Annotated in this window: 14 protein-coding genes; 5 read left to right on the forward strand and 9 right to left on the reverse strand. The window is 32.9% G+C overall.

What is annotated here, in order from left to right; genetic code table 11:
• Positions 1 to 22: 22 nt before the first annotated feature.
• The 9 genes from QYS48_RS00905 to QYS48_RS00945 are packed head-to-tail and all read right to left on the reverse strand — an operon-like array spanning position 23 to position 10,541.
• Positions 23 to 868, reverse strand: a complete 846-nt coding sequence (locus tag QYS48_RS00905) for a protein-glutamate O-methyltransferase CheR (RefSeq protein ID WP_308357141.1) — start codon at positions 866 to 868, stop codon at positions 23 to 25.
• Positions 858 to 3,773: a PAS domain S-box protein gene (locus tag QYS48_RS00910; RefSeq protein WP_308357142.1), complete on the reverse strand. Its 2,916-nt coding sequence runs from the start codon at positions 3,771 to 3,773 to the stop codon at positions 858 to 860. Before QYS48_RS00910 ends, QYS48_RS00905 begins: the two co-directional genes overlap by 11 nt.
• Positions 3,763 to 4,371, reverse strand: a complete 609-nt coding sequence (locus QYS48_RS00915; RefSeq protein ID WP_308357143.1) for a hypothetical protein — start codon at positions 4,369 to 4,371, stop codon at positions 3,763 to 3,765. The genes QYS48_RS00910 and QYS48_RS00915 overlap by 11 nt, the downstream gene beginning before the upstream one ends.
• Positions 4,372 to 4,376: 5 nt before the next feature.
• Entirely contained in the window at positions 4,377 to 6,236 is a 1,860-nt protein-coding gene (locus QYS48_RS00920) for a chemotaxis protein CheA (protein ID WP_308357144.1), read from the reverse strand.
• 12 nt (positions 6,237 to 6,248) lie between these two features.
• Positions 6,249 to 7,286 (reverse strand): chemotaxis-specific protein-glutamate methyltransferase CheB, encoded by a 1,038-nt coding sequence (gene cheB, locus QYS48_RS00925; RefSeq protein ID WP_308357145.1) that lies wholly within the window; start codon positions 7,284 to 7,286, stop codon positions 6,249 to 6,251.
• Complete coding sequence (locus tag QYS48_RS00930) at positions 7,286 to 7,639, reverse strand: response regulator (RefSeq protein ID WP_302099793.1); 354 nt, start codon at positions 7,637 to 7,639, stop codon at positions 7,286 to 7,288. Before QYS48_RS00930 ends, cheB begins: the two co-directional genes overlap by 1 nt.
• An 11-nt stretch (positions 7,640 to 7,650) precedes the next feature.
• Positions 7,651 to 8,109 (reverse strand): chemotaxis protein CheD, encoded by a 459-nt coding sequence (locus QYS48_RS00935; protein ID WP_308357146.1) that lies wholly within the window; start codon positions 8,107 to 8,109, stop codon positions 7,651 to 7,653.
• Complete coding sequence (locus QYS48_RS00940) at positions 8,096 to 8,611, reverse strand: chemotaxis protein CheW (RefSeq protein WP_308357147.1); 516 nt, start codon at positions 8,609 to 8,611, stop codon at positions 8,096 to 8,098. Before QYS48_RS00940 ends, QYS48_RS00935 begins: the two co-directional genes overlap by 14 nt.
• Before the next feature lies 1 nt (position 8,612).
• On the reverse strand, positions 8,613 to 10,541 hold the full coding sequence (locus QYS48_RS00945) for a PAS domain-containing methyl-accepting chemotaxis protein (protein ID WP_308357148.1): 1,929 nt from the start codon (positions 10,539 to 10,541) through the stop codon (positions 8,613 to 8,615).
• Positions 10,542 to 10,794: 253 nt separating this feature from the next.
• On the opposite strand from QYS48_RS00945, the gene QYS48_RS00950 reads away from it, so the two are divergent.
• The 5 genes from QYS48_RS00950 (at position 10,795) to QYS48_RS00965 (ending at position 15,527) form a co-directional block, all read left to right on the forward strand.
• Positions 10,795 to 12,195, forward strand: a complete 1,401-nt coding sequence (locus QYS48_RS00950; protein WP_308357149.1) for a response regulator — start codon at positions 10,795 to 10,797, stop codon at positions 12,193 to 12,195.
• 5 nt (positions 12,196 to 12,200) lie between these two features.
• Positions 12,201 to 12,857 carry a response regulator transcription factor gene (locus QYS48_RS00955; protein WP_308357150.1) on the forward strand — a complete coding sequence of 219 codons (657 nt, stop codon included), beginning with the start codon at positions 12,201 to 12,203 and terminating at the stop codon, positions 12,855 to 12,857.
• Positions 12,858 to 12,921: 64 nt separating this feature from the next.
• Positions 12,922 to 13,182: a (2Fe-2S) ferredoxin domain-containing protein gene (locus QYS48_RS17090; protein WP_369592737.1), complete on the forward strand. Its 261-nt coding sequence runs from the start codon at positions 12,922 to 12,924 to the stop codon at positions 13,180 to 13,182.
• An 82-nt stretch (positions 13,183 to 13,264) separates the two neighbouring features.
• Positions 13,265 to 14,452: an MFS transporter gene (locus QYS48_RS00960; RefSeq protein ID WP_308357151.1), complete on the forward strand. Its 1,188-nt coding sequence runs from the start codon at positions 13,265 to 13,267 to the stop codon at positions 14,450 to 14,452.
• Positions 14,445 to 15,527 carry an aminotransferase class V-fold PLP-dependent enzyme gene (locus QYS48_RS00965; protein WP_308357152.1) on the forward strand — a complete coding sequence of 361 codons (1,083 nt, stop codon included), beginning with the start codon at positions 14,445 to 14,447 and terminating at the stop codon, positions 15,525 to 15,527. The genes QYS48_RS00960 and QYS48_RS00965 overlap by 8 nt, the downstream gene beginning before the upstream one ends.
• Position 15,528: the final 1 nt, after the last annotated feature.

Genomic DNA, 15,528 nt, shown 5'->3' on the forward strand with positions numbered 1-15,528 from the left:
CTTTTTTGTTAGATGGTAATAACTAATTCTTCTTTCTAAATATTCTTTGCCTTAGATCATAGTATTCAAATTTATCTTCATCAAGATAACTCAACATACTATCTAAGAAACCGATAATGAAAAAACCTCCAGGTTTTAAGGCATTGTAAATCTTTTCAATCACTTTTTCCTTAGCTGGCCCATCAAAATAAATCAAAACATTTCTGCAAAAAATAATATCATATTGATGAACTCCATAATCTTCCATTATTAAATTTGAGTTCTTAAACTTTACATTTTGAAGATATTTCTCTCTAAAGACAATTTCATCTTTATCTTCATCAAAATAGTCATGAATGTTAATGGATGAATCAAATTCCTTTAAATTGCGATCGTACTCAGGTAATTTTGCTTTAAGTATACTTCCACTTTCCGCTTGCGCTAAAGATCTTGATGATATATCCGTTGCAGTACTTTTTACTTTGTCAAGAAAGTTTAGCTGATCCCAAACTATTGCAGTTGTATAAATCTCTTCTCCTGACGAACAACCAGCATGCCATACGTTAATCCTGTATTGGTCTTTGAACTGACTTTTACATAATGATTTATATGTTTTCCAAAATTCTGGATCACGAAAGAGTGAAGTTAATCCAACCGAAACCTCATTAATGAATTCATGCACGAAATCCTTATCTTTTAGTGCTCTGCTCCATAAATCAAAGCTTGATTTGAAATTAAACTTCCGGTAAATCCTCTGTAATCTTCTTTTGAATGATTTAGGTTCATAGTTGAAAAAATCAATTCCATAGCGCTTCATAATGGCGTCCTGAATGGAGCGCATTTCTTCATCAGTGATTTCTACTGCCGTTGTAATGGGTTCAGTTGACATTTTTCAATTGCACTTTATGATCTACCATTCCTGTGAAAAGAATGATTATCTTATCTAATTCTAAATCAAGATTTTGAACACCTGCTAGGCTCACTTTTGAGCCTACCCAATCACCCTCTTTTGTTTTAAATTCTAAATAGGTTTCAACTTTCTTTCCATTTTCTAAATCAGTTAATACTGTTTTAGCGGTGATGCCTTTTTCAAAATTAAAATTCTCCTTAAAATTTACTGATTTCAAATTCATTCTACTATAACCTGAGGCTTCAAAAAATAAAGGATTCGCATTCTTTAAGCTGAAATCAGTATTAACCTCAAGAATTGGAATTACTCCTTTCATAGCAGAAACTGACCCATTCAATTCGTTTAATTTCTGCTTAGATTTAGTTGTAAACTGGGCCAATAGAAGCACTTTTTCCAGATTATTGGAATTATTATAAATTGGATTTATTGTACCTGAAAGCCATACCTCATGCCCTTGGCTATCAACCTGTTTGAACTCTCCAGAGAAGAACTTGCCATTTTGAAGGCTTTCCCACATCATTTGATATTGAGGCTTAAATCGATCTTTCTCAGGAAGTAAATCAAAATATGACTTACCTTTAATATCCTCAAATTTGAAACCAGTTATACTCAAGTAAATATCATTAGCCCTAACAATTTTACCCTTTTCATTAAATTCTAATGAGCCAATAGTTTTATCTATAGCTTCCATATGATTCAGCAATTCAACTTGCTGTCTTTCGTTATCTTTGGCTAGTTTCTTCTCCTGTGTAATATCAGTAGCAAATTTAACTATCTTGATCGCCTTACCATTGATGTCAAATATTGGATTGAATACACCTTTTAGGATCACCTTTTCTCCAGATTTAGTATATCTCTTAAATTCTCCAGTTACAAATTCTCCTTTTGCAAGCTTCTCCCATAAATTCTTATAATTTGTAGATTCTGATGTAGATTTATCTACCATGATTTCATGGTGCTTTCCGATTAATTCATGTCTATCATACCCAATAATATCAAGATAATTTTGATTCACTTCAAGTATAATACCATTGGTATCAAACTCCATAACCGCGTTTGATCTTCCTATAGCCTCTAATTTATACTTTGCGTCTAATGCTGATTTTTTGGTATGTGTAATATCTGCTTGAATAGCAATATAGTTTTTCAATTCTGCATTTTCATCCTTAACAGGATTGATTGCCAATGAAACCCAATAACTATTTCCACTTTTATCATAATTCAAAATTTCCTCATAAATCGGCTTTTGTTCCTTTAACAATTGACTAATTTTTCTTTTGGTATCCTGATTAGTTTCAGGCCCTTGCAAGAAATGTCCTGGCTTTTTACCTTTTATTTCTTCTAAAGTATAGCCCGTCATTTTTTCAAAACCAGAGTTCACATACTCAATGTAGCCTTCTTTATCCGTTATGATTACCGAATTATCAGTATTATCAGCAACTAATGAAAGCCTTCTTTGCTCCTCCTCATTAGCTATTCTCTCAGTAATATCTTGAGCCAGCATTAATATCTTACTCAAGTTTCCGCTAAAATCTAAAACGGGGGAGTAAGAAGCCTCTATCCAAACTTTCTCTTTTTTAGAAGTTTTGGTTTCATATTCTACTATATAATTATCACCGCTTCTCACTGCCTTCCAAATATCATTACATCGCTGCTGATCACGACAAATATTTTCATGCTTTTTATATTTCAAATCATCATCTGACCATTTCAAGAAATCTTTAAACTTTTGATTCGCACTTTTAAAATTACCCTCTACATCAATTTCAGCTTTTAATAAGGTGTTATTTATAGCATTGAAAACTCCATCTAACTCAAGTTGATTTCTAGACATCTCTTCTTGAGTAGCCTCCATTTCCTCCATATTTTGACGCATTTCCTCTTCATTTGCCTGAAGTTCAGCTGACATTTTTTGAGATTCCTCCAATAACTTTTGAGTATTCTCATTTACTTGAATGACAGATAAAGATGCTCCAATATTTTTAGCCAAATCTTGTAAAAACTTAATCTGGTAGTCTTCTAAAATTTTGAATGAAGCTATTTCCATTGCTCCTACCATTTTTTCATCATTCAGTAATGGAATGATGATGATATGGCGAGGTAATGCATGCCCTAATCCAGAAGTGATTTTAACATATTTTTCTGGCACATCCGTTATATAAATAAGGTCTTTTTCTTGTAGACATTGCCCAACAAGTCCTTGTCCCTTGTATATTTTCTTTTTTGCTAATTTTCTTCTTTCATAAGCGTAACATCCAACCATTTCCAAGTATTCTTCCTCTTCCTCCTCTTGAACTAAAAAGATCGCACCTTGATTAGCCTCTACATATTTTACCGTTTCACTTATGATTTGAAATCCGAAATCACGCATATTTTCATTGTAGGTCCGTAATAATTCGGAGAATTTTGCTAAACCTTCAGCTTGCCACGTTCTGCGTTCTTCTTTAGTTCGATAGGTAGTCAATTCAGACTGTAGGTTAATAACAGCTTTTGTTAATTGGTTTTCTTCACTATCTACTAATTCAATTGACTTCCCATTTGCAATATCATTTATCCAATCTGTTGCCAATTTAATTTTTTGACGATTTGCTAGAATGTCTTTATAAAAATTCTGAGTCCATTTATTAGATGATTTGAACTCAAATTTAGAATCATCCACATCTAAGTTTGTACCTAAATCTGAAATCTGTTTTATGCCTTTTCTCTCTCTTATATAATTCATTACCATTACGATAAAGAAAAAGAAGGCTACGGCATAAATAGTAAGGTGATAGTATGGATTTATGGTTTTTACTATTAGAGTAAGAAAAATACTTGCTACAAAGGCAATTAACATTCCTCCAAATCCTAATAATAAATACCAATGGTTTCTGTCAATTCGCATGAGTAAATTTCTTTTGGTTCATTGTAGATTGAAATTGCTTATCTAAAATCCAGATAAAATAGGGATTGATTTTACCGCAACTTTCAAATGAAAAATTGGCGGTAGAAAGAATTGCAAACATTTGGTGATTGTCTTCAATCTCATCATTCAACCAAGTTCGAGTTGCATCCTCTGGTAAAATGATTTTAGGAACATCACCATAAATTTTTAAATCTAGTTGGTTTGATAGTTCAGTAATAACAGCTGCAGAAACCATATTATCTACTTCTTTTAAAATTATCTCTTCAAAATCAGGATTGTGCTGCAAGCTTTTCATTCTATTAATTAATAGTTCTGGAATAGCTTTTGAATCTCTCTCGCTAAAAACTAAATAGCTTTTACCTTTTGCCTCCCCTATTATATCTGTAATCAAGATAGTAGGATTTTTAGTCTTCACTATTTTCTTTAATAAATCATCGGACTCACCAAAGAATATTTCGAAATTCTTAACTGAAACATCCTCTCCTGATAAATTCGAAAATGATTGACTTGCTTTTTCATATCCTTTGAAAAAAATGCTCTCCGCAATTGCTTTTATGTCTTTACTAATTTTTTCCATAAATACTAGGCTACAGCAGTAGCATTAACGTTAACAGAATGATTAAATAATTTTTGAATGATTTGTGGTATGTTAATAACCAAACAAACTTTTCCATTACCCAGAATGGTAACGCCACTTACATAGCGTACAAAATCTACTGGCTTTTTAAGCGGTTTTTCAACTATTTCTTTTTGCTGTAATAATTTATCTACTACTAAGCCTAATTTCTTCCCATTGTATTGCACTAAAACCACATTCCATTTTGCATCTGATTTTAAGGCATCAACTTTTGCACTTGACTCATTTGGGAAGAATAAGTCACTTAAAAATACAGTTTCAATGGTTTGATCTTGATGATTGATCATTAACCTATTTTGAATTTTATATATCTCTTTCCTTTGAAGTGACAGAACAGCATCGGTATAGGTTAATGGTACAGCATATTGACTGTGGCCAACCTCAAATAATAAGGTAGATTTAACAGCCATTGATGAAGGCAGTATTAATGAGAAAGTAGTTCCTTTACCCGCTTCAGTTTCTACTTTTATATTTCCACCAACTGAATCGATTGCTTTTTTCACCACGTCCATTCCTACACCACGACCAGAAATACTATTAACTGCATCATTGGTTGAAAAGCCAGGTTCAAAAATGAAAGAAATGATTTCTTCCTTTGACATTTTTTCTAAGGTTGCAGCGTCAACCCAGCCCTTATTTAATACTTTTTGTTTGATTTTATCTACATCAACTCCCTTTCCATCATCTTTTATATCAATGATTACGCCTTCGCTTTCATTGCGAGCTGATAAGGTTAATTTTCCTACTATTTCCTTTTTATGCGCTTTTCGATCCGTTTCTGATTCAATACCATGACCAATTGCGTTTCTTATGAGGTGAATTAAAGAGTCTGAAATAATTTGTAAAATATTTCTATCTATTTCAGTTTCACTTCCCTCAATAATTAAATCTACTTGCTTTTTCTCAGTTGAAGCAGCATCTCTTACTACTCTGTGAAATTTATTGAATAAAAAGCCAACTTGTACAAGTCTTACATCCATTACAGAATATTGTAAATCAGAGGATACTCTTTTTAAGCTATTAAATTCATTTCTTGAAACATTGGCTTCATGGGCTGTGATTAATCTATCCCTTTCGATGATTAATTCTCCTACTAAGTTTAATAAATTATCGAGCTTTTCAACGGGCACTTGTACCATGTCTGAAAAACTGATTTTCTTAGTTTCCTTTTCTTCTTGAATTACCTCAATTTCTTGCTCAAAGACTGGGTCTTTTTTACTTACTTCTTGCTTTTGATTTGCTTCAACTGCTGATCGTAATTCTTCCAATTTTGCTTCCTCATTTTGCTGCTTTTCAACAGCTTTACTCTTTGTAGCTTTTGGCTTAGCGGTTGACTTCTTTGCTTTGGTTTTTTTTGCTGGTTTTTCTTTGTCCTCAACTTCTTTTACAGATGCTGTTTCTGCATAGGATTCTTGCTTTTTACTGTTTTCAACAATAACCTCAAGCTTACGCTGGATTCCTCTATAACGAACATTAAGGCTGTCATCAGAAAGAGATTGAACAAGTTCTTTTAGAGTATCAACCGCTTTGAATAAAGTAGAAAAAATTTCACTTTCTATATTAATGTTGGCTTGTTTGATCTCCGAAAATAAATCCTCCAGCGCATGAGAAAATTTAGATATCAATTCAAACCCCATTCCAGCTGCATTACCTTTTAAGGTATGCGTAATTCTGAAGATTGAATCAATCGTTTTCTGATCCTTAGGTGATTTTTCTAATTGTGTAAGTAGTGTTTCCAACTCCTCCACGCTTGAATCAGCCTCTGAGATAAATAACTTTTTATATTCTTGTTCCTTATTTGACATAGCCATAATATTCTATAAACAGCTTACAATGTAACCTCCCAATTGATTCAAAGGCACCAATCGATCTGTAGCGCCAGAATCAAAAGCACTTTTTGGCATACCATATACAACTGAGGTATCTTCATCTTGAGCAATTGTAATCCCACCTTTTGCTTTTACTTTTTTCAAACCTTCAGTACCATCTCTTCCCATTCCTGTCAAAATGAGACCGATCATTTTATTTCCGTATATTTCAGATGCAGATTCCAAAAGACAATCAATTGAGGGATTATTGAATTCTGTATACACCTTATCCGTAAAATTCACTATAACAGCTCCAGAATGCGGGTTTTTTCTTAACCTCATATTAGCATGACCTGGTGCTATATATATGTAACCTGACTTAATTTCTTCACCTGACTCTGCAACTTTCACATGTAAATCGGATAGCGTATCTAATCTTTTAGCAAAAGAAGTGATAAAACTATCAGGCATATGCTGCGCAATAATAACAGGTAAAATCAGGTTATTAGGCAGTTGCTTTAGTAAGGTTTCGATTGCCCCTGGGCCTCCAGTAGAAGCCCCAATTACAATAGCAGAATAAGCAGCCGAACCATTAAATGCATGACTGTGATTATTCTTCTTAACTTTAATTTTCTTTATTTTCGATTCAGCCGCAGCCTTTACCAATTTTGTTAAAGGATAATTTTTCGCCTTTATTGAATTGGTTATATCATCTTTAGGCTTATCTAAGAAATCAAATGCCCCTTTTTGTAAAGCATCAAATACCAATCCGTCATTTTTTTCAAGAGAACTCAATAAAATAACAGGAGTTGGGCTTTCCTTCATCACCTTTTCAACCAAATAAACACCATCATAGTCTGGCATAATCATATCAGATATAATTACATCTGGTTCGAGTAATCTTGCTTTTTCTACTCCTTCCTTTCCATTTTTAGCAGTTCCTACCAATTCAATTGAAGGATCTGATTTTAAAATGTCAGAAAGTAGGATTCTCATCAGAGCAGAATCTTCTACGATTAGTGTCGATATGGTTTTGGCATTGGTCATTATTTAGAAAGTGCCTGAACCAATTGCTCAGAAGTAAACGGCTTTACGATGTAATCTTCAGCTCCTAATCCCATACCTTCTTCAATCACTGAATCCTGCCCAACTGCACTGATCATAAATACCTTTGATGGTAGACCTTCATCTTTATAAACTTTTAGAATATCAGTGCCAATCATGTCTGGCAAAATATTATCTAAAGTGATAATGTCTGGTTGTAACTCAAAGGCTAAATCTATAGCTTCTTCGCCATTAGCTGCTTGGCCAACGATTTCATATCCACCTTCTTCAAGTGCGTCTTTTATAAGTGTTCGCATATAAAGCGAATCATCTACGATTAAAACTTTCTTTCCCATTTTACTATTCTTTAAATCGCGTATTTTAAATTTTGTGAGGAAACACTAAGGTTCCCATTTATTGTATTAAATCGAGCAGTTCTACTTTTACTACCGCCTGTATCTTGCCCTGCTAAGTAGATTTTATTGTCTAAAATCAACTTTTTCAGTGCTTTAACATTATTTTCTCCTGTTTTGAAGCCAGTATTAAATAGATTCGCCCCTCCTACTATTTTTGCCCTTAATGCATTTTTATTACCTCCTATTTTTTCTATTTCTTCAATAATCTTTTCAAAGGCTGTTTTTGCATTATAAGTCGTGTGCTTTTCTAATTCATCTGAAAGAACTACATGAGCCGCTCCTGATATTTTATTTACTCTATCGTAGATGAAAAGTCCAACACATGATCCTAATCCATAACACGCAATGTTGGTAGGCTCATTTGTGACAATCATGTCACCTAAATTCAATGCATGCTCAAACAGTTTCATGAACTTTATTATTTTTAAATACTGTATTTAATTCATTCTCTGACATAGTCTTGAAAACATCCAACATGATGATTAATCTGTCTTCCAGCTTTACTATACCCTTTATGTATGACTGCTCAGCTCCACCATCTTGTATAATGTTAGCTGAATCTTCTATATGAGATTTCTTAACATTTAATGTATTAGGTAGCTCTCTCACCAATACTCCCATTTTAATTTGATCACTTTCCACTACTAGTGTATAATTATTTGCATTGGAATCATTCTCTCCTTTCAATCCAAACTTCTCTTCTAAATCAACTACAGCAATAATATTCCCTCTGATATTGGCCACTCCTTTCACATAAGGAGGAGTTTGTGGCAAGCGAGTAATATGCGGAGTAGGTACAACTTCTTTGATTTGACCTATCTGCAATCCGTATTCTTCATCACCTAATCGAAATATAATTAGCTGAGATTTTTGCTCGTTTTCTGTTATCTTTTGTTCCTTTACAGCTTCCATATTATGCTTTAGTTAAAGTGAATTTTTTGATTCCTGCTTTCAACTCTTCAGCAATTTGACTTAGCTGATTACTAGCATCTGTTACTTCAACCATACCTGCATTCAACTCCTGAGATGAGCTTGCCACCTGTTGAGTTCCGGCAGCTGTTTCTTCAGCCACTACTACTATTTGTTCAATATTTTTCACAACTGCTTCAATCGCTTCCTTTTGACCATTTGAAGCTGTTAAAATCTCTTTTGAATGTTGGAAAGTTGTATCGCTTGAGCCTGCAATCTCAACAAATATATTTTCAGCATCTTTAGTAGCATTGCCGCCTTCCTTTACACTAGTCTGCATACTTTCTATTGCTTTGCTTGCTGAAACTGTATCTTTCTGAACATCACTGATTATTTTTTCAATATCAACGGCAGATTTTCTTGAATCCTCAGCTAATTTTCTAATCTCCTCAGCTACAACCGCAAAACCTCTACCTGCATCCCCAGCTCTTGCTGCTTCAATAGCTGCATTTAGTGCCAGTAAATTAGTTTGAGATGCGATATCCGTGATAACATTTAAAGTTCTAGCAATTTCTTCAGCTCTCTCAGTTAGAATGGCAATTGATTCAGAAGTTTTAATTGCAGAGCTATCAATACCCGTCATATTCTGAACTAAATTCTTGATGATTTTTAGGCCTTCTTCGGATCGTTTTTGACCATCCTCAGCAGTTTTCTTAATGAAGTCTGCTTTCCCTTGCATTTCCTCAGAAGATTTTAATACACCCTCAACTAATTTCGAAGATTCATCTGTTCTTAATGCCTGATCTTGAGCGCCTTTTGCCATTTGAGAAATAGCAGAAGCTACCTCGTTTGAACTATTTTTAATCCCTTCACTTCTTTTTAATAGATTTCCAGAAGAAGTTGAGACAACTTCAGCACCATTATTTATATTATTTAAAACCTCATTTAAATTATCTAATGCTCCATTTACTTCTGCTGCTACATCAGAATCATTTTCTACTCTTTGTGTAAGATCACCTTTAGCCATAGCTCTAATCACCTCAATTACAGCCGATTGCTCTTCCATTGCTTTTTGGATTTCCTGCTCCTTGAGTTTTTGTTCAGTAATATCATATCTTACTCCAATATATTTAGCTGGCTTTCCGTTTGGCCCCATTACTGGTGCAATGATGGCATCCACATAGTAAGGATCCCCATTTTTCTTTTTGTTCTTAATTTCACCCCTGAAGATTCTACCTCTACCAATAGTAGCCCACATTTCTTTAAATATTGATTTTGGTGAGTCTGGATGTCTAAACATACTATGTGGCTGTCCCATACATTCTTCGCGAGTATATCCTGTGACCTCGCAAAGCTTATCATTTACATAAATCACATTACCTTTCAAATCTGATTCAGAAACCAAACAAGCCACATTAATCTGATCCATTCTGGTTTGAAGTTCAGTTTTGATTTGCTCGTATTCCTTAGCAGTTTCAATAGCATCTAATTCAGCATTTTTCTTTTCTGTAATATCAAACGCATATTTAATAACCTTTACAATTTTACCCTTATCATCTGGAACAGGTGTGTAAGATGCCTGTAACCATAGCACATTTCCTTGCTTATCAAATCTTTTAAATTCTCCACTTTGAGCGTTTCCAGCTGCTAGTGACTTCCAGAAATTTTTGTATTCAGCACTTTCTGCATAATCATGATCTACAAAGATGCTATGGTGCTCACCCTTGACTTCATTAATTGAATAGCCCACAGCCTCTAAAAATTGATCGTTTGCCCAAAGAATATTTCCTTTAGGATCGAATTCAATTGATGCAAATGAATTATTAACTGCTGCGATGTGATTCTCTAAATCTTGTCCATTTGACTGGGACCTTAAAGATTCCCCTGATTTAGTCTTAATATTTTCTTCAAGTTTAGTGGCTGCTTTTACCATGACATTTAAGTTTTAATGATAATGTAAAAGTACAGCGGGTAGAATTGTAATCAATCAATATTAATATGTATTTTACCATGGTTAGAATTACATATTTTTTAATACGTATTTTTACCTATAGTATATCTCCCAGTTCATTAAACATCGATTTCTAAGATTTTATCGAACCATAAAAATTAAAATTTGTATGGTAGAATTTAAGAATTTCACTATTATTATAATCCTAATATTTAATTGTATTTAATAAATCAGTATGCGGAAAAGCATTTTAATAGTTGAAGATTCAACAATTGTAAGTATGCACTTAAAACAGGTGCTACTTAAAGCAAACTATGAAGTGCTCAATATTCTAACATCAGGAGAAGATGCCATTGAATTCATAAAGGATCATGATCCTTCCTTAGTAATAATGGATGTAATGATTGAAGGCAAATATGATGGGATTGAAACTTCTATTGAAATAAATAAAATTAAGGATGTTCCCGTTATTTATCTTACAGCCTTAAATGATAAAAAAACAATTGATAGGGCTAAATTAACTTTTCCTACAACATTTCTAAGTAAACCATTTGCAGAATCTGAATTATTAAGCAATGTTGAGCTTAGTCTCTATAAGCATGAGGCTGATCTGCAAAAAAAGGAATCACAAAAATTACTCTCCACTATTTTAGGTAATATAAAAAGTTGCTTGATTGTAATTGATTCAAATTTCAATATAAAATATGCTAATGAATTCATGACCCAACTATTGGGAATTGAACATGACGAAATCTTAAAATTAAAAATTGGGAATGATCTAAAAGTACTTGATCAAAATGAGGAACCATTATCAATTACTAAATTAAATGATCAGTTAAAAAATGAATTGATTAATCAAGATATTTTATTCCTGATCTTTAATGATAAAAAGTTACCCATTAATAATATTACACTCACAAATGCTAAATTCTATAATGAAGAAACAGAGCAGTTTTTAGTTGTTTTCAATGATGCAAGGGAAAGTTATGATAAACTATTAAAAGAGAAAGCCGAGAAAAGTCTAAAATTGGCTGCTCAAATTGAGGGCGCTGAAAAAGAGAGAGTTAGAGTCAGTAGAGAATTACATGATGGCTTAGGTCAAATGCTTAATGTAATTAAAATGAATATAAAAACACTTATTGACAATCCAGATGCAAAAAGTAAATTGATAGAATTAATTAACGCTTCAATTGAGGAATCTCATAAAATATCTGAAAATTTAATGCCTTCTAAACTCCAGATTTTTGATTTAAAAACTAGTTTGGAAAATATATGCGAAGAATACAATTCACTCTCCTTGCATGTTCAATTTTCCAATAATTTAGAAGAAGGTGATTTAGATGATAAAAAGATTAATCTTTTTCGCATTGTACAAGAAGCCTTAAATAATATTTACAAGCACGCTCAGGCTAAAAATGTGTCCATACAACTTTACCGTAGAGAAAAAGGGATTCACTTAACCATTGAAGATGACGGAATAGGCTTTGATGCAAATCAAATTAACTCTAAAGATAATTTGAATAAAAGTCATGGTTTATTAAATATGATTGACCGTGTAAAATCTATGGAAGGCGAAATTGATATTGATAGTAATGCAAAATTCGGAACCAATATCATCATTCACATTAAAAACTAAATCTTATGCTTAAAATATTACTTGCAGATGATCATCAATTAGTACGAAATGGAATAAAAATGTTTTTAGAATCCGAAAAAGACTTTGAAGTTATTGCCGAGGCAAAAACGGGTTCTGAAGCCATTCAAAAAAATAAGGAGCTAAAACCAGATTTAGTATTATTAGATATCTCAATGCCTGATAAAAATGGCTTGGAAGCCGCTCCGGAAATACTAACAACTGAGCATAAGCCAAAAGTAATAATGCTGAGCATGTATTTGGATGAACAGTACATCAATTCTTGCATGGAAGCAGGTGTTAATGGATACATTCATAAAGGTGCTGATCAAGAAGAGCTTATTGATGGTGTTAAAAAAGTAATGGAAGGCATAAGCTTTTACAGTAAGGATGTAAGAGATGTAATGGTCAATAATTATATCACCAGTCTCAAAAGGAAAAAGAAACAATTAGCTCAGCCTAAAATAAGCCTAACAAAAAGAGAATTAGAAGTTGTAAAACTCATTATGAAAGGATATACCAGTAACCAAATTGCTGAAGAATTATTCATTAGCAATAGAACAGTGGATACTCACCGAGCTAACTTAATGCAAAAGCTTGATGTTAAAAATTCAATTGAATTGATTAATAAAGTAACTGAAGAAAATCTTCTTGAATCGGATTAAGATACTAGACAACTCTTTTGGAATGTAATCGATATACTAGCTAACACTAAATGCTATCAAAGTCTTGAAGGAAGCAAAGAAAAAGCAAAATCTTATATTTATCTGCACAGGAAAAGATTGTAAAAAGAAAGACTGTGAAGTATTAAAATCAGATTTAAAAAAAACAATTAAGGACTCATCAATAAAAAACACTAGACTAGTCAAGACTAAATGCATGGATTATTGTAAGCTTGGTCCAAATGTAGCAATCAATAATTCTATATATCATGATTGTCATAGTAAAGACATTCCCACTCTAATAGAAAAGCTAGCGAATAATTCATAAGTAAAACCTATCCTCTAATAAATGAGTTATTCTTATCTATTTAAATGTAACTACATTAAATTTGCATTTTAATAAAATAGCTATGTCTAAAGAGCCATTATTTACAAAAGATTTTTTATTACACTGTTTTAGTTATTTATTAATGGCAGTTTCTTTCTATTTTCTCTTGCCTACCCTCCCTACTTTTGTTACAGATGTTTTGGGAGAAAATGCGGATAAAGTAGGCTATATAATTGGTATTTATGCCTTATCTGCACTGATAGTAAGACCCATAAGCGGATATGCTTTTGATAAATATGGCAGAAGAAATTTATTCTTAATTGCTATGTTTTGTTATGCCCTAATAATGGCTGCCTATGGTTTAGCAACTTCATTTATTTTCCTTTTGTTTTTAAGATTATTAAATGGTGGTTTCTGGGGCTTTGTAACAACCGGAGGCGGAACTATCACCTCTGATTTAGTGCCTAATAGCAGACGTGGGGAAGGTATTGGGATATTTGGATTATCCATGACGCTTAGTATGGCAATTGGTCCGCTAATAGGTTTAAAAATATTAGAATATACTTCTGACTATCAACTATTATTCTATACTTCAGGAATTTTATGTTCAATTGCTGTAATCCTTTCATTCTTTGTTAATCACCCTAAAATTAGCAATAGAAAAAATAAGTTAAGCTTTGAAAATGTATTTGAACCTCGAGTTTTAAAAGTATCTATGATCATGTTAATGCTGGCTTTTCCTTTTGCGGGTATTATGTCATTTATTACACTTTTTGCTAAAGAATTATCAATTGAAAGTACAGGTTTATTTTTCTTGATTTATGCCATTGGTGTAAGCATTATTAGGCCTTTAACGGGAAAAATGATGGACAAAAAAGGGCCTGCTTTCGTAATGTTATTAAGTTTTATTGGTACAATATCGGGGCTTATCTTACTATCTCAAAGCAAAGATGAAACTGCCTTCCTTATTGCAGGATTTGTATTAGGTTTGGGGAATGGAATAGTGATGCCAACCTTACAAACCATGGTGATCAATATGGTTAAGCCTGAAAAAAGAGGAGTTGCTACTAGTACTTTTTTCTCTTCAATTGATTTAGGGATTGGTTTAGGAGCGTTTGCATTAGGAAATGTAGCTGAAATTTTTTCCCTATCTCAGATGTACCTATTTTGCGCTATTGCTATGGTGATTCCGGCAATATTGTTTTTTAGTATCACACTATCAGATTATAAAGAAAAATCTAAAATAAGCTTAGAAACTGCAAATGTTTGAATTATATTTTACCCCAGGCCCTACTGCATTATACTTTACAGCTGAAGAGCATATCAAAAACGCCATAAAAACTGGAGTATGCAGTACCTCGCATAGAGGACAATGGTTTAAAGATATTTATAAAGAATGTCAACAAAACTTAAGAGAGTTAATGGACATTCCAGACGACTATCATATCCTGATTACTTCTTCCGCAAATGAAGCTTGGGAGCGCATCATTGAAAATTGTGTGGAAGAAGAAAGTTATCATATTAGTATGGGAGCTTTCTCTCAAAGATTTGCCAAAATATCGACTCAACTAGGTAGAAAAGCTCATGAGCTTATTGTTGAAGAAGGTACAGTTCCAGCATTTGATGCAATTGATGTTCCTGATTCAGCAGAAATTATAACAATTTGCCTAAATGAATCTTCAACAGGTGCTAGTTTTCCTTTAGAAACCATAAATGCATTAAGAGAAAAATATCCTGATAAATTAATTGCCATTGATGGTGTATCTGGAGTTCCAGTTATTCCAATTAATTTTAAAAATATTGATACCTTATACTTTTCTGTACAAAAAGCTTTCGGTTTGCCTGCAGGATTAGGCATTTGGATTGTAAATAATAGATGTCTTGAAAAGGCTAATAATATGGTTGAGAAAGGCAATGTTATAGGATCGTATCATAGGTTACCCGATATGGTTGAGAAAGCAAAAGTATATCAAACTGCAGAAACTCCTAATATATTAGGCATTTATACCTTATCAAAAGTGGCGAATGATATGCTTGAGAAAGGAATTTTACCAATAAGAAGAGAAATAGATTATAAATCAGCTATTCTCAATCAAGTAATAGAATCACACCCACAAATGCATCATTTTGTTGAAAATGACCTTCATAGGTCTAAAACTGTAAAAGTGGTCAAAACTGATTTTGAAAGTAAACAGCTTATAGAGTATTTGAAAAATAAAAAAATGCATATCGGAACGGGTTATGGTCCTTATAAAAACGAACAAGTAAGAATTGCTAACTTTCCAACACATTCTAAAGAACAGATGGAAATGTTGGTAGACTTGATTGAAGCTTTCAGGCTATAGA

The organism is Marivirga arenosa (assembly GCF_030503895.2).
GTDB classification, from domain to species: Bacteria; Bacteroidota; Bacteroidia; order Cytophagales; family Cyclobacteriaceae; genus Marivirga; species Marivirga arenosa.

Bases quoted from the DNA above. Each gene is read 5' to 3' on its own strand.
- QYS48_RS00960 (WP_308357151.1), top strand. From the start codon at position 13,265: ATGTCTAAAGAGCCATTATTTACAAAAGATTTTTTATTACACTGTTTT.
- QYS48_RS00945 (WP_308357148.1), bottom strand. From the start codon at position 10,541: ATGGTAAAAGCAGCCACTAAACTTGAAGAAAATATTAAGACTAAATCA.
- cheB (WP_308357145.1), bottom strand. From the start codon at position 7,286: ATGACCAATGCCAAAACCATATCGACACTAATCGTAGAAGATTCTGCT.
- QYS48_RS00920 (WP_308357144.1), bottom strand. From the start codon at position 6,236: ATGTCAAATAAGGAACAAGAATATAAAAAGTTATTTATCTCAGAGGCT.
- QYS48_RS00930 (WP_302099793.1), bottom strand. From the start codon at position 7,639: ATGGGAAAGAAAGTTTTAATCGTAGATGATTCGCTTTATATGCGAACA.
- QYS48_RS00915 (WP_308357143.1), bottom strand. From the start codon at position 4,371: ATGGAAAAAATTAGTAAAGACATAAAAGCAATTGCGGAGAGCATTTTT.
- QYS48_RS00905 (WP_308357141.1), bottom strand. From the start codon at position 868: ATGTCAACTGAACCCATTACAACGGCAGTAGAAATCACTGATGAAGAA.
- QYS48_RS00965 (WP_308357152.1), top strand. From the start codon at position 14,445: ATGTTTGAATTATATTTTACCCCAGGCCCTACTGCATTATACTTTACA.
- QYS48_RS00955 (WP_308357150.1), top strand. From the start codon at position 12,201: ATGCTTAAAATATTACTTGCAGATGATCATCAATTAGTACGAAATGGA.
- QYS48_RS00950 (WP_308357149.1), top strand. From the start codon at position 10,795: ATGCGGAAAAGCATTTTAATAGTTGAAGATTCAACAATTGTAAGTATG.
- QYS48_RS00935 (WP_308357146.1), bottom strand. From the start codon at position 8,109: ATGAAACTGTTTGAGCATGCATTGAATTTAGGTGACATGATTGTCACA.
- QYS48_RS00940 (WP_308357147.1), bottom strand. From the start codon at position 8,611: ATGGAAGCTGTAAAGGAACAAAAGATAACAGAAAACGAGCAAAAATCT.
- QYS48_RS00910 (WP_308357142.1), bottom strand. From the start codon at position 3,773: ATGCGAATTGACAGAAACCATTGGTATTTATTATTAGGATTTGGAGGA.